Consider the following 24,788-nt stretch of genomic DNA (forward strand, 5'->3'; position numbering starts at 1 on the left):
GTCCAGTCGCGGTGCGCCTCCCGCGCGAGTGGACCCGTACCGGGCTCCGGCGCCCACGCAGCCCCCGCTCCGCGTCCAGTCGACGCGGCGCAGCACCTCGCGCCGTGGCTCCGGGGCAGCAGCACACTCGCTGAGGCGATCTCCGCCGAACCCAGCGTTCGCGAGGGATCTCTTTGCTGATCGAGTAGCCCGCGGAGCGGGCGTATCGAGATCCACCACCGTCAGAAGTCGAGTCTGCAGACCGCCGTGCCGACGACGGCGGGTCTCGATACGCCCCTGCGGGGCTACTCGACCAGCATGAACGGGACGCCGCCGCTCCCCGGAAGGATCACCTCGTCAGTGGGCGAAGCCCCTGCTGATCGAGTAGCCCGCGGAGCGGGCGTATCGAGATCCACCACCGTCGGAAGTCGAGTCTGCAGACTGCCCTGCCGGCGACGGCGGGTCTCGATACGCCCCTGCGGGGCTACTCGACCAGCATGAACGGGACGCCGCCGCCCCCCGGAAGGATCACCTCGTCAGTGGGCGAAGCCCATGCTGATCGAGTAGCCCGCGGAGCGGGCGTATCGAGATCCACCAGCGTCAGAACGCGAGTCTGCAGACCCAACGTGCTGAGGACGGTGGATCTCGATACGCCCCTGCGGGGCTACTCGACCAGCATGATCGAGTGCCGCCGCCGGTTTGATCGAGTGCCGCCGCGTCCGGTCGCCGGCCGGCGCGTCAGCGCGTCGTCGCCATCACGCGCAGGCGGCAGGCCAGCTCCAGGGCGAAGCGGGTGTCCGGGTCCTCGAGGTCCAGGGCCAGGGCCTGCTCGATGCGGCGCACGCGGTAGTTCACGGCGTTCGGGTGCAGCAGCAGCACCTCGCCGGCCCGGGCGAGGGAGTTGCGGTTGCTGAGGTACGCCAGCAGCGTCCGCACGGAGATGGCCGAGCGCTCGGCGCCGAGGGCGTCCAGCGGCGCGAGCACGTCGTCGAGCAGCGCGCGGCTGAGCGGCGACGCGTAGAAGTCGAGCAGCACCCGGCGCAGGCCGGTCACATCGGTGAGCTCGACAGCCCCGAGGCGCCCCGCCGCGACGGCCGAGCCGGCCGTGATCCGCGCCTCCGTCGCCGACTGCCGCAGCCCCGAGGCGCCGGACTGCGGCGTGCCGAGCCCCACCGTGAACGTCCAGCCCTCCCCCGCAAGAGCCGAGCCGTAGGCGATCAGCCGCTCCGCCACGTCGCGCACCCGCCGCTGGTGGTCCGGCGCCCCCGACTCCTCCGAGGCCACCACCACCAGGTCGTCGTGGAAGACCGCCAGGTGCCAGACCTCGTCGCGGCCGTCGGTCAGCTGGAAGGCGTTCAGCTCGATCGCCGCGACCAGCGCGGCGGGGAGGCGGCGCTCGGCGTCGTCGCGGTGGCGCGGCGTGATCCAGGCGGCGGCGTGCGCGGAGGCGACCGGCAGCCCGGCCCGCGCGGCGTCCACCGCGAGCGCGTCGATGCGCGAGGACTCCGCCAGCAGCAGCTCGACCACGAGGTCGGCCCGGGAGCGCGCCGGGCCGAAGCGCACCTGCGACTCGCGCTGCAGCGCCCGCGACAGCAGCGCGGCGATCACCGGCAGCGCGATCACCGCCGCGGTCTCCGGCTGCTCCGCGACCAACCGCCCGACCGCGACCTCGCCGATGCAGACCGCGTCGGGGTCGCTCCAGGTGACGGCCGGGTCCTCGACCATCCGCAGCTCGACCCCGAGGGCGGCCGTCGCCGCGTCGAGCACGGCCGAGCGCGCATCGAGCGGGTCGCCGTCGCAGGCCGCCCGGGCGGCGGCGATCGCCAGCTCCGCCCGGCCGAGCGCCTCGGCCGCCCCGCCGCGCAGCAGCCGGTCGATCGAGACGGCCAGCTCGGAGGGCGGCGCGCTCGCGGTCAGCACCGGCAGCGCCCCGCGGTCGGCCAGCGAGCGCGAGGTCTCGGCCAGCGCCAGCTCGCCCACGAAGAGCAGCGCGGCGACCTCGGCCGCGATCGCCCGCCGGATGACGATGTCGATCTGGTACGCCCGCGGCTGCTCCGCGCCGTGCAGCACGATCACCAGGTGGCCGGGCAGCGCCTGCCCCACGTCCTCGAGCGCCAGCATCTCCACTCCGCTGAGCGCGACGCCCGCCGGGTCGCCCGCGCGGCAGACCATCCCGAACTGCTCGCCGTGCTCGAGGACGTGGGCGAGCGAGGTCTGTGCCATGAGCACAATCATGGCCGTTTCCTCATGGTGACGGCACATTCCGCCCGGTTGCGGCCGTGGCTAGCCTCGGAGCATGAGCTTCACGCCCCCGGCCGGACCGAGCCCCGTCCGCCTGATCACCCGCGACGACGTCGCTCCCCTGGCCGCCGGCTGCGCGGTCTTCGGCACCGGCGGAGGCGGCTCGGTGCACGGCGCCCAGCTCTCGGTCGAGAACGCGATCGGGGCCAACGGCCCGGTGCGCGTCGTCGGCGTCGACGACCTCGGCCCGGACGACGCGGTCATCATCATGTCCGGGATGGGCGCCCCCTCGGTCGGCATCGAGATGCTCGGCTCGAGCAGCCAGGCGCACACGCTGCTGCGCGAGGTCGAGCGCCTGATCGGCCGCCCGGTCACCACCGTGATGGCGGCCGAGATCGGCGGCAGCAACGGCGTCGCGCCGGTCGGCTGGGCCGCGGAGCTCGGCCTCGCGGTGCTCGACGCGGACGGCATGGGCCGCGCGTTCCCCAAGGCCACGATGATCTCGATGAACGTCGCCGGGCTGCCGAGCGAGTTCGCGGTGATGAGCGACGTGGTCGGCAACGTCACCGTCCTCCGCACCGTCGACATCGCCTGGCTCGAGCGCCACGCCCGCGCCTTCACCGTCGCGGCCGGCGGCATCGCCCTCGGCGCGCACTACCTGCTCACCCACGAGACCGCTCCGGGCGCCGTGATCGAGGGCACGGTGAGCCGTGCGATCCAGGTCGGCCGCCGCCTCCTCGCCTCCGCCGACCCGGTCACCGACATCGCCGAGGAGCTCGGCGCGGCCGTGCTGATCGGCGGCAAGGTGATCGACATCGACCGCAGCACAGAGGGCGGCTTCACCCGCGGCTCCGTCACGATCGACGGCGTCGGCGCCGACCGCAGCCGGATGGTGCGGGTCGAGATCCAGAACGAGAACCTCGTGGTGATCGAGGACGGCGGCGTGGTCGTCAGCGTCCCCGACCTCGTCTCGATCCTCGACTCCGAGACCGGCGAGGCGATCTCGACCGAGATGCTCCGCTTCGGCCAGCGCGTCAGCGTGCTCGCCTGGGCCTGCGATCCGCTCTGGCGGACCCCGCGCGGGATCGAGCTGGCGGGCCCCGCCGCCTTCGACTTCGACTTCGACTACGTGCCGTTCGACGGCGCCGTCGCGGAGGTGGCCCGATGAGCGCCGCACTCCGAGACCTCTCCGTCGGCATCGACGTCGGCGGCACCAACACCGACGCCGTCGTGCTCGACGCCGACGGCGCCGTGACCGCCTGGACCAAGCAGGCCACCACCGAGGACGTCACCGGCGGCATCCGCGCCGCGCTCTCCGCGGTGCTCGGCGAGCTGGGCGCCGACCGCGACCGCGTCTCGCGCGTCATGCTCGGCACCACCCACGCCACCAACGCGATCGTCCGCCGCCGCGACCTCGGCCGCGTCGCCGTGATCCGCCTCGGCGCCCCCGCCTCGACCGAGTTCCCTTCGCTCTCCGGCTGGCCCGCCGACCTCCGCGACACCGTGCTCGCCGGCAGCCTGCTCGCCGGCGGCGGCCACCTGATCGACGGCTACCCGATCTCGCCGCTCGACGTCGACGGCATCCGCCGCTTCCTCGACTCGCTCGACGGCCGCTTCGACGCGGTCGCCGTCTGCGGGATCTTCAGCCCCTCCTTCCCGGAGCAGGAGCTCGAGGTCGCCGCGCTCGTCGCCGACCACGTCGGCGTCGACCTGCCCGTCTCGCTCAGCCACGAGATCGGCGCGCTCGGCCTGCTCGAGCGCGAGAACGCGACCGTGCTCAACGCCGCGCTGCACGGCATCGCCCGCGACGTCACGCAGGGCCTGCTCACCGTGGTGGACGAGGAGCGCCTCGACGCGGCCACCTTCTTCGCCCAGAACGACGGCACGCTGATGGCCGTCGAGTACGCGGCCCGCTACCCCGTGCTCACGATCGGCTCCGGGCCGGCCAACTCGATCCGCGGCGCCGCGTTCCTCTCCGGCGCCGACGACGCGATCATCATCGACATCGGCGGCACCACCAGCGACCTCGGCGTGCTCGTCGACCGCTTCCCCCGCGAGTCGACCCTGCCGCGCGAGATCGGCGGCGTCCGCACCAACTTCCGGATGCCCGACATCCTCAGCGTCGGGATCGGCGGCGGCACGATCGTCGACACGGCCACCGGCGTGCCGACCACCGACTCGGTCGGCTACCGCATCGCCCAGGAGGGCCTGCTCTTCGGCGGGTCAACCGCCACCCTCACCGACGCGGCCGCGATGCAGCTGCCCGGGATGATCCCCGGCAGGGCCCTCCCCGCGCTCGACCGCGCCACCCGCTCCGGCCTCGGCAACGCCCTCGCCGTCGCGCAGGACCGGATCGAGTCGGCCGTCGAGCGGATGTCGCTCGGCCGCGTCGGCCTGCCGCTCGTGGTCGTCGGCGGCGGCGGCTTCCTGGTGCCCGACCACGTGCACGGCGCGAGCGAGGTGCTCCGCCCCGACCGCGGCAACGTGGCCAACGCCGTCGGCGCCGCGATCGCCCTGGCCGGCGGCCGCGCCGACCAGGTGTGCGACCACGTCGACCGCGCCGCCGCGATCGAGGCGGCCGGCCGGATCGCGATCGAGCGCGCGATCCAGGCGGGCGCCGATCCGCGCCTCGTCGAGATCGTCGACGTGCTCGAGACGCCGCTGTCCTACTCGGCCAGCGCGTCACTCAAAGTCTCCGTGAAGGCCGCGGGCCCGCTGGCCCTGATCGGGAGTCCTGCACCACTCGCCCTGCATTCCCCGAAGGACGCATCATGACCCGTTCTCCCCGCACCACAGCGCTCCGAGTCCCGGCCGTCGCCGCGGGCTCGCTGGTGGCGCTGCTCGCCCTGAGCGCCTGCTCGGCCCCGGCCGGCGGCTCCGCGGCCGGCGCCGACCCCGTCTCGGGCGGCACCTTCTCCCTCGCCGTCAACGACGACCCGGGCAGCCTCAACCCGTTCACCGGCGTCTCGCTCGTGCAGCGCGCGATGGTGACGTTCGGCTACGACTCCCTCGCCTACACGACCCCCGAGGGCGAGGTCGTGCCCTTCCTCGCCGAGAGCTGGGAGTCGACGCCCACCTCGATCTCGTACACGCTGAAGGACGGCATCACCTGCGCCGACGGCACCCCCTTCACCGCCGAGACGGCCGCGGCGAACTTCGCCTACCAGGCGAACGCCGACAACGGCACGTTCTGGTTCGGCTCCAGCGTCACCGCCGACATGACGGCGACCGCGGAGGGGAACGTCGTCACCGTCACCTCGACGGCGAACAACCCGTTCCTGCTCCAGGGCACCGGCAGCATCGAGATGGTCTGCCAGGCCGGCCTCGACGACCCGTCGACCCTGACCGACACCACCAACGGCACCGCGCTCTACGCGCTGACCGCGTCGAACCCCGGCTCCGACTACACCTACACGAAGCGCGACGGCTACACCTGGGGCCCGGACGACGTCACCAGCGACACCGAGGGCCTGCCCGACGAGATCGAGGCGCGGGTGATCACCGACGAGGCGACCGCCGCGAACCTGCTGATCTCGGGCGAGCTGAACGCCGCCTCCGTCATCGGCGCCGACCGGCAGCGCCTCGACGCCGCCGGCCTCGACACCGAGGGCGTCCTCAACCCGATCGGCGAGATGCTCTTCAACGAGCGCGCCGACCGCCCCACCGCCGACGTCCGCGTCCGCCAGGCGCTGACCCTCTCGCTCGACCGCGACGCCGTGGGCGAGCTGGTCACCGACGGCAACGCGCTCGAGTCGGTCTCGCTGGTCAACCAGATCCCGCTGACCTGCGTCGCCGGCGGCCCGGAGTGGACGCTCCCGGACACCGACATCGAGGCCGCGGGCAAGCTGCTCGACGAGGCCGGCTACCCGCTCGGCTCCGACGGACTGCGCGCGAAGGACGGCGAGCCGCTCACCATCCGCTTCCTCTACGACGCCGGAACGCCCTCGCACGGCGCCGCCGCCGAGGAGGTCCAGCAGGAGTGGAACGAGCTCGGCATCACGACCGACCTGGTCTCCGAGGACTCGGCCGGCTGGTCGACCGACCTCTACCAGAGCTACGACTGGGACACCGGCTTCATCCAGCTCGCCCCCTCGAGCCCCGTGGTGCTGAGCCTGTTCTTCCTCGGTGAGACGAGCGAGAACGGCGGCTACAACTTCATGGGCGTCTCGAACCCGGAGTACAACGCCCTCGCGACGCAGGCGCTCAGCGCCGGCACCGCCGACGAGGCCTGCGGCATCTGGAAGCAGGCCGAGGCCGAGCTGATCGAGCGGGTCGACGTCTTCCCGCTCGCCGAGACGGAGTCGCCGATGTACGTCAAGGGCGCGACCCTCGAGCGTCCCGGCACCGTCGCTCCCACCACGATCCGGATGCAGGGCTGACCATGACGATCCCCTCGGTGCGACCCACGGCCCCGGCGTCCCCGGCCGCCCCGCCGACCGCGCCCGCGGCCGGTCCGCGCCGGGGGGATCGTCTGCTCGGCGTGGTCGGATCCCCGCGCCTCGCCTTCCTGCTCAAGCGGTTCGCCCGCGCGGCGGTCTCGCTGGTGATCGTGCTGATCGCCTCCTTCTTCATGGTCCACTTCGTGCCGGGCGACCCGGTGCGCGCGGCGCTGGGCCCGACGGCGCCGGCCGAGACCGTGGCGGTGCTGCGGAGCACCCTCGGCCTCGACCTGCCGATCGGCCAGCAGTTCGCGAACTACCTCGGCGGGCTGCTCCGCGGCGATCTCGGCACCTCGATCAGCACGCAGCGCCCGGTCGGCACGACGCTCGCCGAGCGGCTGCCCGCGACGCTGATGCTCTCGGTCGTCTCCTTCGCGGTCGCCGCGCTCGGCGCGTTCCCGATCGGCGTCGCCACGGCCGTCTCGGCCCGCGCCGGCCGGCACCGCACGCTCGACCTCGGCGTCTCGGGACTGCTCGGCGTCGTGATCGCGATCCCGAACTTCCTGCTCGCGGTCGTGCTGATCTGGCTGTTCAGCATCGTCGTGCCGCTCGCGCCGTCCGCGGGCTGGGGCGGCCCGGAGTACGCGGTGCTGCCGGTGCTCGCCCTCGCGATCGGCCCGCTCGCCTACCTCGCGCGCATCGTGCACGTCGAGATGGTGCGGGTGCTGGAGGCGCCCTACCTCACCACCGCGCGCAGCAAGCGGCTGCCGGGGCACCTGCTCTACCTCCGCCACGCGCTGCCCAACATCGTCACGGCGACGCTGACCGCGGGGGGAGTCGTGCTCACCGGCCTCGTCGCCGGCACGGTCCTGATCGAGACGGTCTTCGTCATCCCGGGCATCGGATCCACGATCGTCTCGTCGATCACCACCAAGGACTACCCGCTGATCCAGGGCATCGTGCTGATGTACGCCGTCCTGGTCCTCGCCGCCAACCTCGTCATCGACCTGCTGCTCGCCGCGCTCGACCCGCGGTCGGCCATCGCGGAGGCCTGAGCCATGAGCACTGCATCCCGTTCCCCCCGCCCGTCACTCGCCCACCGGCTCCCGGAGTCGCTGCGCACCCCGCAGGGCGTCGCCGCCGCCGTGGGCCTCGTCCTGGTCGTCCTCGCGACGATCCTCGGCCCGATCCTCTTCGGCGACCTCGCCACCGAGCGCTCGATCGCCGACCGCCAGCAGGGCGTGAGCCTCGCGCACCCCTTCGGCACCGACGACCTCGGCCGCGACCTCTTCGCCCGCGTCGTGGTCGCCACCCGCGTCTCCGTGCTGCTCACCCTCGGCGCGACCGGCATCTCGGTCGTCGGCGGCGTGCTGCTCGGCGTCGTCGCGGTGCTGCTGCCCCGACTGCTGCAGCGGCTGATCGCGGGCCTCATCGACATCCTGCTGTCCTTCCCCTGGCTGCTGCTCGCGCTGTTCTTCTCGGTGATCTGGGGCACGACCGCGGTCGGCGCGATGCTCGCGGTCGGCTTCGCCGGCATCCCGGTCTTCGCGCGGCTCACCAGCACGCTCGCGGCCTCGGTGTCGTCCAGCGACTACGTGCGCGCCGCCGGGATGCTCGGCAGCCGCCCGCTGCGGACGACCGCCCGCCATGTGGTGCCGAACATCCTGCCGCCGCTGCTGGTCAACTCGGCCGCGCACGCCTCCGTCACGCTGCTCTCCTTCGCCGCGCTGTCCTTCCTCGGCCTCGGCGTCCAGGCGCCCGAGTACGACTGGGGCCGGCTGCTCAACGAGGGCGCGAAGCGGATCTACGTGGATCCGATGGCCGCGATCGGCCCCGGCATCGCCGTGGTGCTGGTGGGCGTCGTCTTCGCGCTGCTCGGCGAGGTCTTCAGCGAGTCGTCCTCGCGCCGCCGCCCGGTGAAGGCCGTCCGGCGCCGGCGCTCGGACGAGGTCGTCGCCGCGGTCACCGACGCGATGCCCGTCGTCGAGATGTCCGGGCTGCGCGTGGCGTTCCCCGGCCGCGACGGCGCGATGACCGAGCGCGTGCACGGCGTCGACCTGACGATCCTGCCCGGCGAGACGGTCGGCATCGTCGGCGAGAGCGGCTCGGGCAAGTCGGTCACGGCGAGCGCCGTCGCCGGGCTGCTCGGCCCCGACGCGCTGGTCACCAGCGAGCAGCTCGTCTTCCGCGGCATCGACATGACCGCGGTGCCCAACGCCGCCGAGCGCCGGCGCCTCGGTCTCGAGCAGGCGATGATCTTCCAGGACCCGCTGACCTCGCTCAATCCGGCGCTCACCATCGGCCGCCAGCTGCGCGAGGCGAGCGAGGTGCACGCCCGCACCCCGCGCGCCGAGTCGCTGCGCCGCGCGATCGACAAGCTGAACCTGGTGCGCATCCCGGACGCCGAGAAGCGGGTCGGCCAGCTGCCGCACGAGTTCTCCGGCGGCATGCGGCAGCGGGCGATGATCGCGATGGGCCTGATGGGCACCCCGCGGCTGCTGATCGCCGACGAGCCGACCACCGCGCTCGACGTCACGGTGCAGCGGCAGGTGATGCAGGCGCTGCGCGAGGCGCAGGACGCGACCGGCGCGGCGATCCTCTTCATCTCGCACGACATCGCGCTGGTCAGCGGCTTCTGCGACCGGATCGTCGTGATGCGCGACGGCCGCGTGGTCGAGGAGATCGCCGCCGCCCGCCTCGACGAGGCGCAGCACCCCTACACGCGCGGGCTGATCGCCTGCGTGCCCGACATGGCGACCGACCGGAGCACGCTGCTCCCGGTGATCGCGGCGCTCGACGAGGAGCCGCCTTCCGCGGACCGGACCGCCCACCACGAGCCCGCCCACGACCAGGAGGCACTGACCGCATGAGCGAGCTGCGCTACGAGGCGGTGACCGTGCGCTTCGGCCACGGCCGCTCGGCGACCACGGCCGTCGACGCTGTGGATCTCACGGTCCGCCCCGGCACCACGCACGGGCTGGTCGGCGAGTCCGGCTCCGGCAAGTCGACGGTGGCCCGGGTCGCGGTCGGGCTCACCCCGCTGCACTCCGGCCGGATCCTGCTCGACGGCGTCGACATCACCAGCCGCGAACCGTCCGCCCGGGCCGCGCGCCGCCGGGTGCAGATGGTGTTCCAGGATCCGCTGTCCGCGCTCGACCCGCGGATGAGCGTCGGCGCCTCGATCGCCGAGGGCCTGCTCGCGACCGGCCGCCGGCACTCCGGCGCCGCGCGCGACGATCGCGTCCGCGAGCTGCTCGACCTGGTGCACATCGACCCGGCGCGCGCCGACGACCGCCCGACCGCCTTCTCCGGCGGGCAGCGCCAGCGGATCACGATCGCCCGGGCGCTGGCCGCCGAGCCGCAGGTGCTGATCGCCGACGAGATCACCTCGGCGCTCGACGTCTCGGTGCAGGGCGTGGTGCTCAACCTCCTCCGGGAGCTGCAGCAGAGACTCGAGCTGACCATGCTCTTCATCTCGCACAATCTCGCCGTCGTCCGCTACGTCAGCGACGAGGTCTCGGTGATGCGCGGCGGGCGCCTCGTCGAGCACGGCACGACCGACGCCGTCCTGTCGGATCCCGCCGACCCGTACACGAGGCAGCTGCTCCGGGCCGTGCCCGTGATGGGCCGGCCTCTCGACCTGGAGGACGCATGACCGAGCTCCTGATCCGCTCCGCTCTCCTCGCGGGGCAGGACGCCCCCGCCGACCTGCTGCTGCGCGACGGCCTGATCGCCGCGATCGCTCCGGCAGGCACGCTGCCGGGCGATGCCGAGACCCTCGACGCCGACGGCCGCTTCGTCGCGCCCGGCTTCTGGGACGCGCACGTGCACTTCACCCAGTGGGTGGTGCGGAGGCAGCGGGTCGACCTCGCCCCCGCGGCGAGCGCCGCCGAGGCCGTGGCGATCATGCGCGCGGCGCTGCCGGTGCGCGAGGACGCCGTGCTGATCGGCTACGGCTTCCGCGACGGCCTCTGGACGGATGCACCGACCCGCGCCGCCCTCGACGCGATCGCGCCCGACCGCCCGCTCGTCCTGATCAGCGGCGACCTGCACTGCGGCTGGCTGAACAGCGCGGCCGGGCGGCGCTTCGGCCTGTCGATCCCGGAGGACGGGGTGCTGCGCGAGACGGAGTGGATCGGCACGCTCGACCTGATCGACGCGGTCGGGCTGCCGACGTCCACCGCCTACCGGGAGACCGCCGAGGCCGCCGCGGCCCGCGGGGTCGTCGGCATCGTCGAGTTCGAGAACGCCGACAACTCCCGCGCCTGGCCGGCCCGCATCGCGGAGGGCGTCACGTCCCTGCGCGTCGAGACCTCGGTCTGGCCCGACCGGCTCGACGACGCGATCGCCCGCGGGCTGCGCACCGGCGACGCGCTCGATCCGGCCGGCCTCGCCCGGATGGGCCGCCTCAAGATCGTCGTCGACGGCTCGCTGAACACCCGCACCGCCTGGTGCTGGGACCCGTACCCCGGCATGGCCGCCGACCACCCGCACCCGTGCGGCGTGCTGAGCGTCGCGCCCGAGGAGGTGGAGGGCCTGCTGGTCCGCGCCCGCGACGCCGGCATCCTCCCGGCCGTGCACGCCATCGGCGACCGCGCGAACGCCGCGGTGCTCGACGTCTTCGAGCGGCTCGGCCTCGCCGGCACGATCGAGCACGCCCAGCTCGTCGCGGCGGAGGACTTCGCCCGCTTCGGCCGCCTCGGCCTCGTCGCGAGCGTGCAGCCGGAACACGCGATGGACGACCGCGACGTCGCCGACCACCACTGGGCCGGCCGCACCGACCGCTCGTTCGCCTTCGCCTCGCTGCACGCGGCCGGAGCGACGCTCGCCCTCGGCTCGGACGCCCCGGTCGCCCCGCTCGACCCGTGGATCTCGCTGGCCGCCGCCGTCAGCCGCCGCCGCGACGGCCGCGAGGCCTGGCACCCGGCCGAGCGGCTGCCCTTCGACGTCGCGCTCGCGGCGAGCACCCGCGGGGCGACGGTCGCCGTGGGAGCCGCGGCCGACCTCGTGCTGCTCGACCGCGATCCGGCGACCGCCGACGACGACGACGGCCTCGACACCGACGCGCTGCGCACCACCCCGGTCGCCGCGACGCTGCTCGGCGGCCGGCCCACCTGGTCCACGCTCTGACGGGCTCTCCTCCACAGGCCGTGCAGGCGGCCCGTTCTCCACAGGCTGCCTCTCCTCCACAGGCCGCCCGTTCTCCACAGGCCCTCCCTCCTCCTCCGCACCTCCCCGACAGGACCCTCCCGCCATGCCCCTGATCACCACCCCGGCCGGCGTCGCCGTGCACTACGAGACGACGGGCGACCCCGCCGGCCGCCCGCTCGTCCTGCTGCACGGCGGCGGCGCCCAGCTGATCGGCTGGGACGACCGCTTCTGCGAGCTGCTCGCCGAGCACGGCTTCTTCGTCGTCCGCACCGACAACCGCGACGTCGGCCTCTCCCAGGCGACCGGCGGCCCGGAGGACACCGCGGCCGGCTACGACCTCGCCGACATGGCGCTCGACGTCGTCGCCGTGCTCGACGAGCTCGGGATCGCGCGCGCGCACCTCACCGGCATGTCGATGGGCGGCTACATCGCCCAGCTGGTCGCGATCCTGCACCCGGAGCGAGTCGCGTCGCTCGGCCTGATGTCGACCTCGCTCAGCTCGGCGCCCGAGTTCCTGGTCGGCGAGCACAGCGGCGAGCCGCTCACCGAGGTCCCGGAGTCGCTCGACCGCGACGCCTACATCGCCCTGTTCATCGGCGGCCAGCGGCACTACCAGTCGCCCGGCTTCCCCTTCGACGAGGCGGCGAGCGCCGCCCTCGGCGCGCGCTACTACGACCGCGCCTACACGCCCACCGGGCTGATCCGGCAGTGGAACGCGCTGCTGCGCGGGCCGCTCGAGCGGCGGGAGGCGATGGCGAAGGTGACCGTGCCGGTCGCGGTGATCCACGGCCGCGGTGATCAGAGCCTGCACTGGAGCGCGGCGCTCGAGACCGCGCGGATCCTGCCCCAGGCCGAGCTGCACCTCTACGAGGAGATGGGCCACGACATCCCCGTCGAGCTCTGGCCCGAATTCGCTGCGATCCTGGCTCGGACCGCCGCCCGCGCCGAGAGGACCGCCGATGCGTGAGAACACCGAGTACGCGATGACCGACCCCGCCGAGATCCGCGCCCTGATCCGCGCGACGACCTGGGCGACGATGGTCAGCGCCACCGAGGCGGGCGTCGTCGTCTCGCACTACCCGTTCCTGCTGGAGGAGCCGCTCCCCGGCGCCGACCCCGACGAGCTCGTGCTGGTCAGCCACGTCGGCCGGCCCGACGAGCGCGCGCACCGGCTCGGCGAGTCCGAACTGGCCGTGGTCTTCCAGGGCCCGCACGGCTACGTCTCGCCCAGCTGGTACGGCGTGACGAAGGCGGTGCCGACCTGGAACTTCGCCGCCGTGCACGTCTGGGGCGTGCCCGAGCTGCTCAGCGACGCGGAGAACCTCGCCGTGCTCGAGCGGCTCGTCGACCACTTCGAGGACGAGCTGCCCGACCCGTTCCGCCTCCGGATCAGCGCCGAGAACGCGGCCTACGCCGAGCGGATCGTGCACGGCACGGTCGGCTTCCGCCTCCGCGTCACCCGCCTCGAGGCCAAGGAGAAGATGAGCCAGGACAAGCCGGCCGAGGTCGTCGACCGGGTCACGGCGGCGCTGGACGCGCCGGGGCCGTACCGGAACCCCGCCCTGGCCGAGCGGATGCGCCGCGTGCACGCCACTCTGCGGCCGGAGACTCCGCAGTGATCCCCGGCCTGCACGACGACCTGGTGCGCCTGCGCCGCCGGCTGCACGCCGACCCCGAGCTCGGCCTCGCCCTCCCGCGCACCCAGGCGCTGCTGCTCGAGGAGCTGGCCCCGCTCGGCCTCGAGATCACGACCGGCCGCGGCCTCGGCTCGATCACTGCCGTCCTCCGCGGCGGCCGCCCCGGACCGGTCGTGCTGCTGCGCGCCTATATGGACGCGCTCCCCGTCGTCGAGGCGACCGGCCTGCCCTTCGCCGCGACCAACGGCGCGATGCACGCCTGCGGCCACGACCTGCACATGGCCGGTCTGATCGGCGCCGCCCGCCTGCTCGCCGCCCGGCGCGACGAGCTCGCCGGCACCGTCGTGCTGATGCTCCAGCCCGGCGAGGAGGGCTTCGCCGGCGGCCGCCTGATGATCGAGGAGGGCGTGCTCGACGCCGCGGGCGAGCGCCCGGTCGCCGCCTTCGCGATGCACGTCGACTGCTCCACCGACTCCGGCCTCTTCGTCACCCGCACCGGCCCGATGATGGCGAGCGCCAGCGGCATGCGGATCACCGTGACCGGCACCGGCGGGCACGCCGCGTTCCCGCACCTCGCCGTCGACCCGATCCCCGCGGCGGCCGCCCTGGTGCAGGCCCTGCAGACCTTCGTCGCCCGCCGCGTCCCGGCGACCGACCCCGCCGTCGTCTCGGTCGTCAGCATCGTCAGCGACTCGACCGCGCCCAACGTCCTGGCCGCGCGGGTCGAGCTGATGCTCAACATCCGCACGCTCTCCCGCGACACCTTCGCCCTCGTCCGCTCCTCGCTCGGCGAGCTCGCCGCCGGCATCGCTGCGGCGCACGGCTGCGGTGTCGAGACCGAGTTCATCGACTCCTACCCCGTCACCCACAACGACCCGGAGGAGACCGAGCGCGTGATCGCCGCGCTCACCGCCCGGCACGGCGCCGACCGCGTGCTCCGTCTCCCCGCGCCGTCGATGGCGTCGGAGGACTTCGCCTACGTCCTCGACGAGATCCCCGGCACGCTGCTCTTCCTCGGCACCCGGCCGCCCGGTGTGCCGGCGGAGGGCGCCCCCTCGATGCACTCGGAGTCGGCCGTCTTCGACGACGCCCTGCTCGGCCTCCACGCCGAGACGCTCGCGCAGCTGGCGCTCGACCGGCTGGCGGTCGGCGCGGGCGCATCTGTTGCCGCCGGGGCGCTCGCGTGACCCGCTACCGCGCCCTCTCCCCCGACGCACTGCGGGCCGTCCTCGGCGAGCCCGAGCAGCCCGCCCGCGACAAGATCATGGACCGGCTCGACCGCAGCTGCCGCGTCTTCCTGGCGCACTCGCCGTTCGCCTGCCTCTCCACCAGCGACGCCGCCGGACGCTGCGACAGCTCGCCGCGCGGTGACCGCCCCGGCTTCGTCCGCGCCCTCGACGACCGCACCGTGGTGATCCCCGACCGCCTCGGCAACCGCCTCGGCGACTCCTTCACCAACATCCTCGAGAACGGCCACGTCGGCCTCGTCTGCTTCGTGCCCGGCATGACCGAGACGCTCCGGATCAACGGCTCGGCGTACGTCACCGACGACCCGGAGCTGCTCGCGATGCTCGAGCAGGACCACGTCGTCCCGGACCTCGCCACCGTCGTCGAGATCGAGCAGGTCTACCTGCACTGCGGCCGCGCCCTGCTGCGCTCGCGGCTCTGGGACCCGGAGATGCAGGACCTCGCCGAGGAGGTGCCGAGCGCCGGCACGATGTGGGCCGAGGCCTCCGGGCTGAGCGCCGAGGTCGCGCGCGCGATCGACGACGCCTCGGACCTCGGCTACCGGACGCTGTACTGACGTGGCGGCGCACTGCCCGGTCGGGGCGCTGAGGTGAGCGACCGCGCGGGCCGGATCCCGCTCCTCGTCACCGCGCTCGTCCGGGAGGCAGAGGGCGTCCTCGCCGTCGAGCTCGCCGACCCCGCGGGCGGCGACCTGCCCGAGTGGGAGCCGGGCGCGCACCTCGACGTCCAGCTGATCACCCGGCAGGAGCGGCAGTACTCGCTCTGCGGCGACCCCGCCGACCGCCGCCGCTACCGGATCGCCGTCCTCCGGGAGGAGCGCTCGCGCGGCGTCTCGATGTACATCCACGACTTCCTCCGCGTCGGCGCCACCGTGCACGTGCGCCCGCCGCGCTCCCTCTTCCCGCTGGCGAGCGCCGACGAGCACCTGCTCCTCGCCGCCGGCATCGGCATCACCGCGATCCTCCCGCTCGCCCAGCGCCTCGAGCGCGACGGGTCCCCGTGGACCCTGCACTACGCCGTCCGCAGCGCCGCCCACGTCCCCTTCCGCCGAGAGCTGGCCACGCTCGGCGACCGCATCACCGTGCACTCCCCGGCCTCGAACTCTGCGGACCCGGACTTCGCGGCCCCGGACTCCCTCCGCCTCCGCGGCCGCCTCGACCTCCCTGCACTCCTGGCGAGACCCCGCCCCGGAGTCGCGGTGCAGGCCTGCGGCCCGGCCCGCTTCCTCGACGCGATCGCCGCCGCGATCGCCGCCTGGCCCGCGGGCAGCCTGCACCTCGAGCGCTTCGAGCCCAAGCCCGTCGCCGCCCGCCCGAACGCCCCCTTCACCGTGCACTGCGCCCGCTCCGCCGTCTCCGTCGAGGTCGGCGCCGGCCAGTCGATGCTGCACGCCCTGACCTCCCGCGACCTCCCCGTCACCGGCTCCTGCCTCCGCGGCGTCTGCGGCTCCTGCGCCGTCCCCGTCCTCGCGGGCCCCGTCGACCACCGCGACTCCCTGACGACGTCCCCCGACTCCCCCGTCATGTACCCCTGCGTCTCCCGAGCCGCCGCCTCCACCCTGACGATCGACCTCTGACCCCTCCGCTCCGGAGATGCACGCTGATCGGGTAGCCGCCGAGCCGCCCCACTCATGCTGATCGAGTAGCCCGCGAAGCGGGCGTATCGAGATCCACCCAGGCAAGAACTCGACCAGCATGGATTCCCCGCCCGAGCAGCCCGCGAAGCGGGCCATCCATGCTGATCGAGCCAGCCCGCGCAGCGGCCCTTGCTGCTGATCGAGTAGCCCGCGCAGCGGGCCTCTGCATGCTGATCGAGTAGCCCGCACCGCGTGCCTCTGCATGCTGATCGAGTAGCCCGCACCGCGGGCGTATCGAGATCCACCCCACCCAGAACTGAGGCTACCCTTACTGAGAATTAGGCTAGCCTACCCTCATGCATCGCACATCCAGCCCTCGCATCCCCCTGCTGATCGCCGGTCTCGCCGCCGCCTCCGTCGCCCTCGCCGGCTGCTCGTCCGGCGCCTCCGGAGCCGCCCCGAGCGACGCCGCCGCCGCCACGATCGTCGTCGAGAACGCGAAGCCGACCCTGACCCTCGTCGACGAAGACGGCGAGCAGTCCTACCAGGAGGACACGACCGTCGCCCGCACCTCCGTCGAGGTCCCCGCCTCCCCCTCCGCCGTCGTCACCTTCGACATCGCGACGCTCGACACCCTGCACACCATCGGCGCCGGCGACGCGGTCGTCGCGATCCCGGACGCGACCCTCCCCGAGTACCTCGCCGAGTACGCCGACCTGCCGAAGGTCGGCACCCTCTTCGAGCCCGACTTCGAGGCCGTCGCCGAGCTCGACCCCGACCTCATCGTCACCGCCGCACGCAGCACCGGCCAGTACGACGAGCTGTCCGAGATCGCGACCACGATCGACCTCACCGGCAGCTACGCCGGCACCTTCGACCCCGACGCCGCCCTCGAGCGCGCGACGCAGCTCGGCGAGATCTTCGACCGCGAGGAGGAGGTCGCCGCCCAGGCGGCCGCCACCGAGCAGCTCGCCGCGACGATCCAGGACGAGGCCACCGGCAGCGCCCTCGTGCTCTCCGTCTCCGGCGGCGAGTACGGCGCCTTCGGCGAGGGCTCCCGCTTCGGCTATTTCTTTGACGGATCCGGCTTCGACGGCCTCGGCTTCACCCCCGCCGTCGCCGCCGCCGAGCTCCCCGGCGCGGAGGGTTCGCCGCACGGCGACACCGTCACCAACGAGTTCCTCCTCACCGCCGCCCCCGAGTGGATCTTCGCCTTCGACCGCGGCGCGGCCACCGGCGCCGGCAGCACCGCCGAGGCGACCCTCGACAACGCCCTCGTCGCGCAGACCCCGGCCGCCCAGAACGATCGCATCGTCCAGCTGCCCGCCGGCGAGCTCTACATCGTGATCAACGGCCTCACCGCCGTGCAGAACGTGCTCGAGAGCGTGCACGACGCGATGCAGAGCTGAGCGCTCCCCGCGTGGTCCGTCCTCCCGTCCGCGGGCTGATCGTCGCGGGGACGGCGCTCGTCGCCGCCCTCGCGACGCTCTCGCTGTTCCTCGGGGTCGCCGAGCTCGACGCGTTCGTCCTCGTCGAGAGCCGCCTCCCCCGCACCCTCGCCCTGATTCTCGCGGGCTCGGCCTTCGCCGTCACCGGCCTGATCCTGCAGCTGCTCACCCGCAACCGCCTCGTCGAGCCCGGCACCACCGGCGCGACCGACGCCGCGACCCTCGCCCTGCTCGGAGTCCTCCTGCTCGCCCCCGCGCTGCCGATGGGGGCGAAGGCGGCGCTGGCCGCGGTCGGCGCGCTGGCCGGAGTGCTCGGCTTCCTCGCGCTGTCCCGCCGTGTCCCGGCGCGCTCCAGCGTCCTCGTGCCCGTCGTCGGCCTCCTCTACTCCGGCGTGATCGGCGCCGCCACGACCTTCCTCGCCTACCGCACCGACACCCAGCAGGAGCTCCTGAACTGGGGCATCGGCGACTTCTCCGGCATCCTCCGCGGCCGCTACGAGATGCTCTACGTCGCCGCGGCCGCCGCCGCCGTGGCCTGGATCGCCGCCGACCGCTTCACCGTCGCCGCCCTCGGCGAGGACACCGCGCGCGGTCTCGGCCTCGACACCCGCGCCGTGATGCTCACCGGCGTCGTGATCATCGCCGCCGTGACCGGAGTGATGATCGTCGTGACCGGCGCCCTGCCCTTCCTCGGCCTCATCGTGCCCAACCTCGTCAGCCGGCTCGTCGGCGACACCATGCGCCGCTCGGTGCCACTCGTCGCCCTGCTCGGAGCGGCCCTCGTCCTCGCCTGCGATCTCATCGCCCGCACCGTCCGCTTCCCGTTCGAGCTGCCGATCTCCCTGGTGATGGGGATCGTCGGCGGCCTCGTCTTCCTCCGCCTCCTGATCGGACCCGCCCGCCGGAGGACCGCCGCGTGACCGCCCTCGCACCCCGCCCCGCCGCCCGCGCCCTCCGCCCGGCCGCCCTGCGCACCCCCGGCCCGCGCCTGGTGCTGCTCGCCGTCGCCGCGCTCGCCGTCGTCGGCCTCTACCTCCTCACCGACCTCCCCGGCCGCTGGGAGTACGCGCTCGGCCTGCGCACCCGCACCGTGCTCGGCATGGCGATCGCGGCCGCGGCGATCGGAGTCGGCACCGTCCTCTTCCAGACCGTCACCGCGAACCGCATCCTCACCCCCGGCATCATGGGCTTCGACGCGGTGTTCCTGCTGCTGCAGGTGGTGACCGCCTTCGCGATCGGCCCGGCCCTGCTGGTGTCGGCGCCGCCGCTCGCCTCCTGGCTCATCGAGCTGGTGCTGATGGTCGGCGTCGTCGTGTCCCTCTACTCCTGGCTCTTCGTCCGCCGCCGGCTCGATCTGCACGTCATCGTGCTCGCGGGCCTGGTGCTCGGCGTGCTGCTGCGCTCGGTGACCGGCTTCCTGCAGCGCCTCCTCGATCCCGACACCTTCGCGGTCGTGCAGAACCTGACCTTCGCGAGCTTCACCTCGGTCGACCGCGAGCTGCTGCTGCCGACCGGCGTGCTGGTCGCCGCCGCGATCGCCTCCCTCTGGCCGATCCGCCGCTCTCTCGACGTCCTCGCGCTCGGCGAGGCGACCGCCGTCTCGCTCGGAGTCGAGCACCGCCGCACCGTGATGCACGTGATCGTCGCGGTCGCGGTGATGGTGGCGGCCTCGACCGCGCTCGTCGGACCCGTCGCGTTCTTCGGCCTGATCGTCGCCAACGTCGCCTACACCGTGGTCGGCCACCGGCACCTGCGCAGCATCCCGGCCGCGATCGCGGTCGGAGTCGTCACCCTCGTCGGCGGGCAGCTCGTGCTCGACCGCGTGCTCGGCTTCGGCACCGAGCTGCCGGTCGTCATCGAGTTCACCGGCGGCCTCCTCTTCCTCCTCCTCGTGCTCACCGGAAGGGCCCGCTGACATGATCCAGACCACCACCGTCACCACCCGGCACGGGAGCGTCGTCGCCGTCGACGACGTCACGCTCGCCCTGGAGGCGGGACTCACCGCGATCATCGGCCCCAACGGCTCCGGCAAGTCGACCCTCCTCGCCACGATCGGCCGCCTGGTGAAGCCGACCGGCGGGAGCGTCACCGTCGACGGCCTCGACGTCGCGACCACCCGCTCCCGCGACATCGCCCGGCGCCTGGCGATCCTCCGCCAGGACAACCACGTCGCGATCCGCCTCAGCGTCGAGGACCTCGTCGCCTACGGCCGCTTCCCGCACGGCGGCCGGGGCACGTCCCCCGAGGACCGCGCCCACGTCGACGCCGCGATCGCCGCCCTCGACCTCTCGGCCGTCCGCGAGCGCTTCCTCGACGAGCTCTCCGGCGGCCAGCGCCAGCGCGCCTTCGTCGCGATGGCCCTCGCGCAGGACACCGACCACCTCCTCCTCGACGAGCCGCTGAACAACCTCGACCCGCGTCACGGCGTCGTGCTGATGAAGCTGCTGCGCCGCCTCGCCGACGAGCGGGGGATGACGATCGTCGTCGTCCTGCACGACATCAACGTCGCCGCCCGCTTCGCCGACCGGATCGTCGCCGTCCGCGACGGCCGCATCGCCCACCACGGCCCGGTCGCCGAGGTCCTCACCGCCGCCCACCTCGAGGCGCTCTACGACACCCCCGCGCTGGTGGCCGACGTCGCCGGCCACCGCATCGTCCTCTGGCAGTGACGCCGCCCCTCCCCCGCCGCGAGATGCCACTTGTGCACGCCTTCCTCGGCGTGTCGCGCTCACAACTGGCATCTCGCGGCGCCGCCGACACGCGCCCCACGCTGAGCGCGTCGTCGTGCCGATCGCACAGCGGGCCTTCCATGCTGATCGAGTAGCCCGCGCAGCGGGCGTATCGAGATCCACCATCGCCGGCAGACCGGCCTGCAGATCCACCGTGCCGAGGACGCAGGGTCTCGATACGCCCCGGCGGGGCTACTCGACCAGCAGACACCGCGACCAGCTCGATCTACGCCCGCCGCGAGATGCCACCTATGACACCTCGCCGCGGCGTGTCGCGCTCACAAGTGGCATCTCGCGGCGCCCGTCGGACGGGCGCAGCCCGGCCGCGCACTCCAGCAGGTCGGGGATGCCGCTCACGGGCTGCGGGGCCGGGTCCGCGCGCGGGCCCAGGCGGCGGAAGACGGGCGGCTCCGTCGCCAGCACCTGGCCGACCGCCCGCCCACCGGTCCACACCGTCAGCAGCACCTCGCCGTCCGGGCGCTCGGGAGCGCCGATCTCGTAGACCCGGCCGCGCATGGCCGCTCGCACCGGCGTCTTCCGGGCCAGGTGCACCCAGACCGGGAACTCGCAGACCATGTCGCGTCCTTCCTTCATCCCCGCCGCAGCAGACCGCCGGGTGGAACCACTCAGTAGTCGAGAGCGCTCTCGGCGTCGAAGTCCGAGGTCAGCTCCCCGTCGCCCGGCTGCACGGGGTGCGACCCGACCAGCGCCTCGGTGCGCGCCTGGATCCGCTGCACCTCCTCGTGATTGTCCGGCTCGGGCAACTCGGACGGCGTCGTCTCCGAGACGAGCGAGGCGCCACCGTTGAGCAGGAACGACACCTGGATCGTCGCCCCGTCCGCCCCGATCCCGGTGTACTCGACCCGGTCGGCGGTCTGGTTCGCACCGAGTGCGACCGCGTACGCGACCAGGGCGTCGGCGGCGTCGTCCCCGAGCAGGATCGTCTTGTCGGCGAAGAGGATGTGCTTCATGCCCTTCATGCTCGGTCGCGGTCCCGTCCTCTGGGGAGGTCCTTGACAGATCGGGAAGGAGACGGAAGGGGACGTGAGGATCGATCGGGGTTGTCACGGCCGTCGATCTGGAGAAAGGTGTCGGACAGGCGGGCACGGGCCGGCCGTGATGGAGGCCGGAGAAGCCGATGGGAAAACTGTTCTACGACGGATCCGTCGAGATCGACTTCGAGGACCGGGTGCTCGCGCACCTCCAGATCGTCGTCACCGCCAAGCTCCGCCGCAACGAGTCGTTCCTGCTCAGCTGGCGCGACGACCACAGCATGGGCGACGGCCGCAGCGCCATCTGGCTGCATCCCGCTGTCGGCCTGCGCTACAAGTACTTCGGGGGGCGGATGCCCCGCATCAACCCCGCTTGGATCGCCGCGCTCACCGATCTCGCCAACTCCTCCGGCGGCCTCTACGTCGTCGCCGAGCCCGACACCGAGCACGTCCGCACGATCGATCGGGAGGCGCACTGATGCGACGGCTCGACATCCTCTACGACGGAGCGCCCTACACGGTGAGCGACCGCACCGCCGCCCAGTTCCGGGTCGAGGTGGACGCCGCCCTCGCCGCGGCGACCCCGCAGTGGCTCACCGTGAACCACGGCGAGGGCCGCGCCAGCACCGCGCTCATCCTGATCACCCCGTTCACGGCTATCACGATCCTCACGAACGACGCCGAGGTCGACGCCGAGGACGACGCGGACTCCGACGCGGCCTGAGCGCCCTACGGGTCCGGCGCCGATGTGTCAATGTCCCTGACAGCGATCGGCGTCCGTCGTTGACTCGAGGGAGCGCGACGAGAGGAGCCGCCATGTCGCACACCCTGACCCCGACCCGCCCGGAGGACGTCGTCCTCGACCCCGTCGGCGCGGAGGGCTGGCGCGTGCGCAACGGCGCCGAGCCCGTCGACAACCCGCTCGCCTTCCTCGGCTTCGTGACCGCGGTCGACGACGGCTACGACGTGCACCGGATCGGCCGGCCGGGCGAGGACCTCCGCCGGGCCACCCTCGACGCCGTGCGCGAGGCGTACCTGGAGCGCGGCCCCGGGCACTGACCCCGCCGGACGAGCGACACCCCCTCACGGTCCCGCCGGTCCCGCCCCTCCCCACACCGCGCCCGGACCCCGCTCGGTGCCCCTCCCCGCCCCCGCGCCCGCCCCCGGCGCGACGACACGGCCACGGGTCTCTGGCCAGGAGACCCGTTGATGAACGCCGCCCCCGTCATCGTCGACCTGATCGCCGCCCTCGAACGCCCGCACGGCATCCATCCCGGCCTCGCGCACCAGGTGAGCGCCCAGCTCGCGCTCCTCGCCGCACCTCCGCGTCCCGCCCACCGGGTCCGGAGGATCAGCCCGTTCCCGGTCCGCCGCCTGGCCCGGTCGTGGCAGGCGCGGTCGCGGCAGGCCCGACCGACACGCACTCGCCTCGCGAGCGGGCGAGCCGCCCTCGGCACCCCCGCCCTCGCGCAACGAAGGCTAAAGTAGGCGCGATGACCGATTCCGCCGTCCTCTGCGACCCGTATCTGCGCGGGTACCCGATCGACGGCGTCGCCATCTCCACCCTCGGCCGCACGTTCGGCGGCGAGACCGTCGCGGCGAGCGACTCGACGGCCGCACGGCTCGACGAGATCCAGCTCGACCTCGGGCAGGGCCCCTGCTGGGACGCGATCGCCGCGGGCGCCCCGGTGTCCCTCCTCGACACGGGCACGGATCCACGCTGGCCGCTCTTCGCGGAGGCGGTGGACGACCTCGACGTGCGCTCGGTCTTCGCGTTCCCGCTCACCTTCGCCGGGCTCTCGATCGGCGCGGTCGACCTCTACACCCGCGACCCGATCACGCTCGACGACGAGGTGCTCACCGAGATCAGCGCGCAGTCGCCCTCCACGTCGCTCCGGGTGCTCGCCGCCGTCCTCCACGACGACGCGGACGAGGTGAGCAGCAACCCCGGGTCCCGGCGGGTCGTCCACCAGGCCACCGGGATGATCATCGCCCGCTACCGCCTCGACTCGGACGACGCGCTCGTGCTCCTGCGCGCGCACGCGTTCGCCCAGCACCGCCCCCTCGTCGACGTCGCCCAGGACATCGTCGCCCGCCAGGACGGCTTCCCCGCCCGCCCGCTCACCGCTCAGGACGAATCATGGTGACCACCTCCCGGGAGCGGAGCGTCATCGCGACCTTCGTGGCCCTCTCCGACACGCTCGTCGACGACTACGACGTCGTCGACTTCGCCCAGATGCTCGTGGAGAGCAGCGCGACCCTGTTCGACGCCGTCTCGGCCGGCCTCGTCCTCGCGAGCCCCGAGGGGACGCTCGAGGTGCTCGCGTCGACCGACGAGGACACCCGCCTGATCGAGCTGCTGCAGCTCGAGACCGCCGGCCCGTGCGTCGAGTGCTACGAGACCGGACACGCCGTCGTCGTCTCCGACATCCTCGACGTCGACGACCGCTGGGCTGAGTTCCGCAACCGCTCGAGCGATCTCGGCGTCCGGTCCGCCCACTGCGTGCCGATGCGCTCGCGCGGCACCACGATCGGCTCGCTCAACTTCTTCCAGGCCGCGACCGGCACCCTCGACCCCGACGACATCGCCGTCGTGCAGGCCTTCGCCGACGTCGCGACGATCGGCATCCTGCACCAGCGCGCGCTGCGCGAGAGCACCATCACGCAGGAGCAGCTGCAGCACGCCCTCGACAGCCGCGTCCTGATCGAGCAGGCGAAGGGCATCATCGCCTACTCCCAGCGCACCACCGTCGACCGCGCCTTCGAGATCCTGCGCACCCGCTCGCGCTCGACCTCCACGCCGATCACGACGCTCGCCCGCCAGATCATCGAGGGCTACCGGGACTGACGGGCCGCGGCCGCACCCGGCTCAGAGGAAGTCGTAGTCGAGCTCGCCCCAGAGCTGCCGGGGATCGGTGTCCCACACCCCGATCGGCTCGCGCGAGCGCTCGAGCGCGTCGAGCCGCTCGCGCAGGTCGGGCGCGGAGTCGACGACGGATGCGGCGCGCTCGCCCCGCACCATGAGCGGGACGCCGAGACCGATCGTGAGGATCACCACCGCGGGCGCGTCCGAGGACGCCTCGTCCGCCAGCGTGACGGTGGCCATCCGGCCGCGCTCGGCCAGCGCCATCGAGTAGCGCAGGACCGCATCGGCGGCCTCGTCCTCGAGAACGACCGCGCCCCCGGCGTAGGTCAGGATCTTCATCTCTTGCTCCCCAGGTGGTCTCGGCGGATCGACGAGGTTCCGACATCGGGGACCAGGATGCGGTCCGCTCACCGTACGCCACGCAACGGCCCTCGCACAGGGCCCTGCGCGGATGCGAGGTCGGCACCGATCAGCTCTAGCCCCGGACCTGCGCGCATGTTAACGTGAACACCATCCGCCGGCCCCTCTTCGGCGGCCTGATC

26 protein-coding genes are annotated in these 24,788 nt (G+C 73.4%); 22 read left to right on the forward strand and 4 right to left on the reverse strand.

Going from position 1 to position 24,788, the window contains the following annotated elements; genetic code table 11:
• Positions 1-717 precede the first annotated feature (717 nt).
• A complete protein-coding gene (locus HQQ86_RS13380) occupies positions 718-2,202 on the reverse strand; it encodes a CdaR family transcriptional regulator (protein WP_216845361.1) in 1,485 nt (494 codons plus the stop codon).
• 73 nt (positions 2,203-2,275) lie between these two features.
• Between HQQ86_RS13380 and HQQ86_RS13385 the strand changes: the two genes are divergently transcribed.
• The 16 genes from HQQ86_RS13385 to HQQ86_RS13460 all read left to right on the forward strand — a co-directional run bounded on the left by HQQ86_RS13385 (position 2,276) and on the right by HQQ86_RS13460 (position 20,328).
• Positions 2,276-3,388 (forward strand): DUF917 domain-containing protein, encoded by a 1,113-nt coding sequence (locus tag HQQ86_RS13385; protein WP_216845362.1) that lies wholly within the window; start codon positions 2,276-2,278, stop codon positions 3,386-3,388.
• Positions 3,385-4,995: a hydantoinase/oxoprolinase N-terminal domain-containing protein gene (locus HQQ86_RS13390; RefSeq protein WP_173288682.1), complete on the forward strand. Its 1,611-nt coding sequence runs from the start codon at positions 3,385-3,387 to the stop codon at positions 4,993-4,995. Before HQQ86_RS13385 ends, HQQ86_RS13390 begins: the two co-directional genes overlap by 4 nt.
• Positions 4,992-6,599, forward strand: a complete 1,608-nt coding sequence (locus HQQ86_RS13395) for an ABC transporter substrate-binding protein (protein WP_173288683.1) — start codon at positions 4,992-4,994, stop codon at positions 6,597-6,599. Before HQQ86_RS13390 ends, HQQ86_RS13395 begins: the two co-directional genes overlap by 4 nt.
• Before the next feature lie 101 nt (positions 6,600-6,700).
• A complete protein-coding gene (locus tag HQQ86_RS13400; RefSeq protein ID WP_216845363.1) occupies positions 6,701-7,654 on the forward strand; it encodes an ABC transporter permease in 954 nt (317 codons plus the stop codon).
• 3 nt (positions 7,655-7,657) lie between these two features.
• Positions 7,658-9,469 (forward strand): dipeptide/oligopeptide/nickel ABC transporter permease/ATP-binding protein, encoded by a 1,812-nt coding sequence (locus tag HQQ86_RS13405; RefSeq protein ID WP_173288685.1) that lies wholly within the window; start codon positions 7,658-7,660, stop codon positions 9,467-9,469.
• A complete protein-coding gene (locus tag HQQ86_RS13410) occupies positions 9,466-10,254 on the forward strand; it encodes an ABC transporter ATP-binding protein (protein ID WP_173288686.1) in 789 nt (262 codons plus the stop codon). The genes HQQ86_RS13405 and HQQ86_RS13410 overlap by 4 nt, the downstream gene beginning before the upstream one ends.
• The gene (locus HQQ86_RS13415; RefSeq protein ID WP_173288687.1) at positions 10,251-11,729 is read left to right on the forward strand and encodes an amidohydrolase; all 1,479 of its coding nucleotides are present in this window, start codon (positions 10,251-10,253) and stop codon (positions 11,727-11,729) included. Before HQQ86_RS13410 ends, HQQ86_RS13415 begins: the two co-directional genes overlap by 4 nt.
• A 124-nt stretch (positions 11,730-11,853) precedes the next feature.
• Positions 11,854-12,717, forward strand: a complete 864-nt coding sequence (locus HQQ86_RS13420) for an alpha/beta fold hydrolase (protein ID WP_173288688.1) — start codon at positions 11,854-11,856, stop codon at positions 12,715-12,717.
• On the forward strand, positions 12,710-13,369 hold the full coding sequence (locus HQQ86_RS13425) for an FMN-binding negative transcriptional regulator (RefSeq protein WP_173288689.1): 660 nt from the start codon (positions 12,710-12,712) through the stop codon (positions 13,367-13,369). The genes HQQ86_RS13420 and HQQ86_RS13425 overlap by 8 nt, the downstream gene beginning before the upstream one ends.
• Positions 13,366-14,574: a M20 family metallopeptidase gene (locus HQQ86_RS13430; protein WP_367948649.1), complete on the forward strand. Its 1,209-nt coding sequence runs from the start codon at positions 13,366-13,368 to the stop codon at positions 14,572-14,574. Before HQQ86_RS13425 ends, HQQ86_RS13430 begins: the two co-directional genes overlap by 4 nt.
• Entirely contained in the window at positions 14,571-15,191 is a 621-nt protein-coding gene (locus tag HQQ86_RS13435) for an MSMEG_1061 family FMN-dependent PPOX-type flavoprotein (protein WP_216845364.1), read from the forward strand. The genes HQQ86_RS13430 and HQQ86_RS13435 overlap by 4 nt, the downstream gene beginning before the upstream one ends.
• Positions 15,192-15,224: 33 nt before the next feature.
• On the forward strand, positions 15,225-16,211 hold the full coding sequence (locus HQQ86_RS21805; RefSeq protein WP_173288690.1) for a PDR/VanB family oxidoreductase: 987 nt from the start codon (positions 15,225-15,227) through the stop codon (positions 16,209-16,211).
• Positions 16,212-16,567: 356 nt separating this feature from the next.
• The gene (locus tag HQQ86_RS13445) at positions 16,568-17,620 is read left to right on the forward strand and encodes a siderophore ABC transporter substrate-binding protein (protein ID WP_173288691.1); all 1,053 of its coding nucleotides are present in this window, start codon (positions 16,568-16,570) and stop codon (positions 17,618-17,620) included.
• A gap of 11 nt (positions 17,621-17,631) precedes the next feature.
• Positions 17,632-18,579 (forward strand): iron chelate uptake ABC transporter family permease subunit, encoded by a 948-nt coding sequence (locus HQQ86_RS13450; RefSeq protein WP_367948650.1) that lies wholly within the window; start codon positions 17,632-17,634, stop codon positions 18,577-18,579.
• Entirely contained in the window at positions 18,576-19,574 is a 999-nt protein-coding gene (locus HQQ86_RS13455; RefSeq protein ID WP_367948651.1) for an iron chelate uptake ABC transporter family permease subunit, read from the forward strand. The genes HQQ86_RS13450 and HQQ86_RS13455 overlap by 4 nt, the downstream gene beginning before the upstream one ends.
• 1 nt (position 19,575) lies before the next feature.
• On the forward strand, positions 19,576-20,328 hold the full coding sequence (locus HQQ86_RS13460) for an ABC transporter ATP-binding protein (RefSeq protein WP_173288692.1): 753 nt from the start codon (positions 19,576-19,578) through the stop codon (positions 20,326-20,328).
• Positions 20,329-20,637: 309 nt separating this feature from the next.
• Here the strand turns inward: HQQ86_RS13460 and HQQ86_RS13465 are convergent, their stop codons facing one another.
• Both HQQ86_RS13465 and HQQ86_RS13470 read right to left on the reverse strand, forming a co-directional pair.
• Positions 20,638-20,982 (reverse strand): hypothetical protein, encoded by a 345-nt coding sequence (locus HQQ86_RS13465; RefSeq protein WP_173288693.1) that lies wholly within the window; start codon positions 20,980-20,982, stop codon positions 20,638-20,640.
• A 32-nt stretch (positions 20,983-21,014) separates the two neighbouring features.
• A complete protein-coding gene (locus HQQ86_RS13470; protein ID WP_173288694.1) occupies positions 21,015-21,359 on the reverse strand; it encodes a hypothetical protein in 345 nt (114 codons plus the stop codon).
• Between the two features lie 167 nt (positions 21,360-21,526).
• Between HQQ86_RS13470 and HQQ86_RS13475 the strand changes: the two genes are divergently transcribed.
• The 6 genes from HQQ86_RS13475 to HQQ86_RS13500 all read left to right on the forward strand — a co-directional run bounded on the left by HQQ86_RS13475 (position 21,527) and on the right by HQQ86_RS13500 (position 24,228).
• Positions 21,527-21,859, forward strand: a complete 333-nt coding sequence (locus HQQ86_RS13475; protein ID WP_173288695.1) for an ATP-dependent DNA ligase — start codon at positions 21,527-21,529, stop codon at positions 21,857-21,859.
• A complete protein-coding gene (locus HQQ86_RS13480) occupies positions 21,859-22,104 on the forward strand; it encodes a hypothetical protein (protein ID WP_173288696.1) in 246 nt (81 codons plus the stop codon). The genes HQQ86_RS13475 and HQQ86_RS13480 overlap by 1 nt, the downstream gene beginning before the upstream one ends.
• Before the next feature lie 92 nt (positions 22,105-22,196).
• On the forward strand, positions 22,197-22,439 hold the full coding sequence (locus HQQ86_RS13485; RefSeq protein WP_173288697.1) for a hypothetical protein: 243 nt from the start codon (positions 22,197-22,199) through the stop codon (positions 22,437-22,439).
• Positions 22,440-22,589: 150 nt separating this feature from the next.
• The gene (locus HQQ86_RS13490) at positions 22,590-22,868 is read left to right on the forward strand and encodes a hypothetical protein (RefSeq protein WP_173288698.1); all 279 of its coding nucleotides are present in this window, start codon (positions 22,590-22,592) and stop codon (positions 22,866-22,868) included.
• A gap of 5 nt (positions 22,869-22,873) precedes the next feature.
• A complete protein-coding gene (locus HQQ86_RS13495) occupies positions 22,874-23,527 on the forward strand; it encodes a GAF and ANTAR domain-containing protein (protein ID WP_173288699.1) in 654 nt (217 codons plus the stop codon).
• Complete coding sequence (locus tag HQQ86_RS13500; RefSeq protein WP_173288700.1) at positions 23,521-24,228, forward strand: GAF and ANTAR domain-containing protein; 708 nt, start codon at positions 23,521-23,523, stop codon at positions 24,226-24,228. Before HQQ86_RS13495 ends, HQQ86_RS13500 begins: the two co-directional genes overlap by 7 nt.
• A 21-nt stretch (positions 24,229-24,249) precedes the next feature.
• On the opposite strand, the gene HQQ86_RS13505 is transcribed toward HQQ86_RS13500, so the two are convergent.
• Positions 24,250-24,585: a hypothetical protein gene (locus tag HQQ86_RS13505; RefSeq protein ID WP_173288701.1), complete on the reverse strand. Its 336-nt coding sequence runs from the start codon at positions 24,583-24,585 to the stop codon at positions 24,250-24,252.
• Positions 24,586-24,788: the final 203 nt, after the last annotated feature.

Origin of the sequence: Rathayibacter sp. VKM Ac-2857, assembly GCF_013205025.1 — a bacterium.
Classification (GTDB): Bacteria; Actinomycetota; Actinomycetes; order Actinomycetales; family Microbacteriaceae; genus Rathayibacter.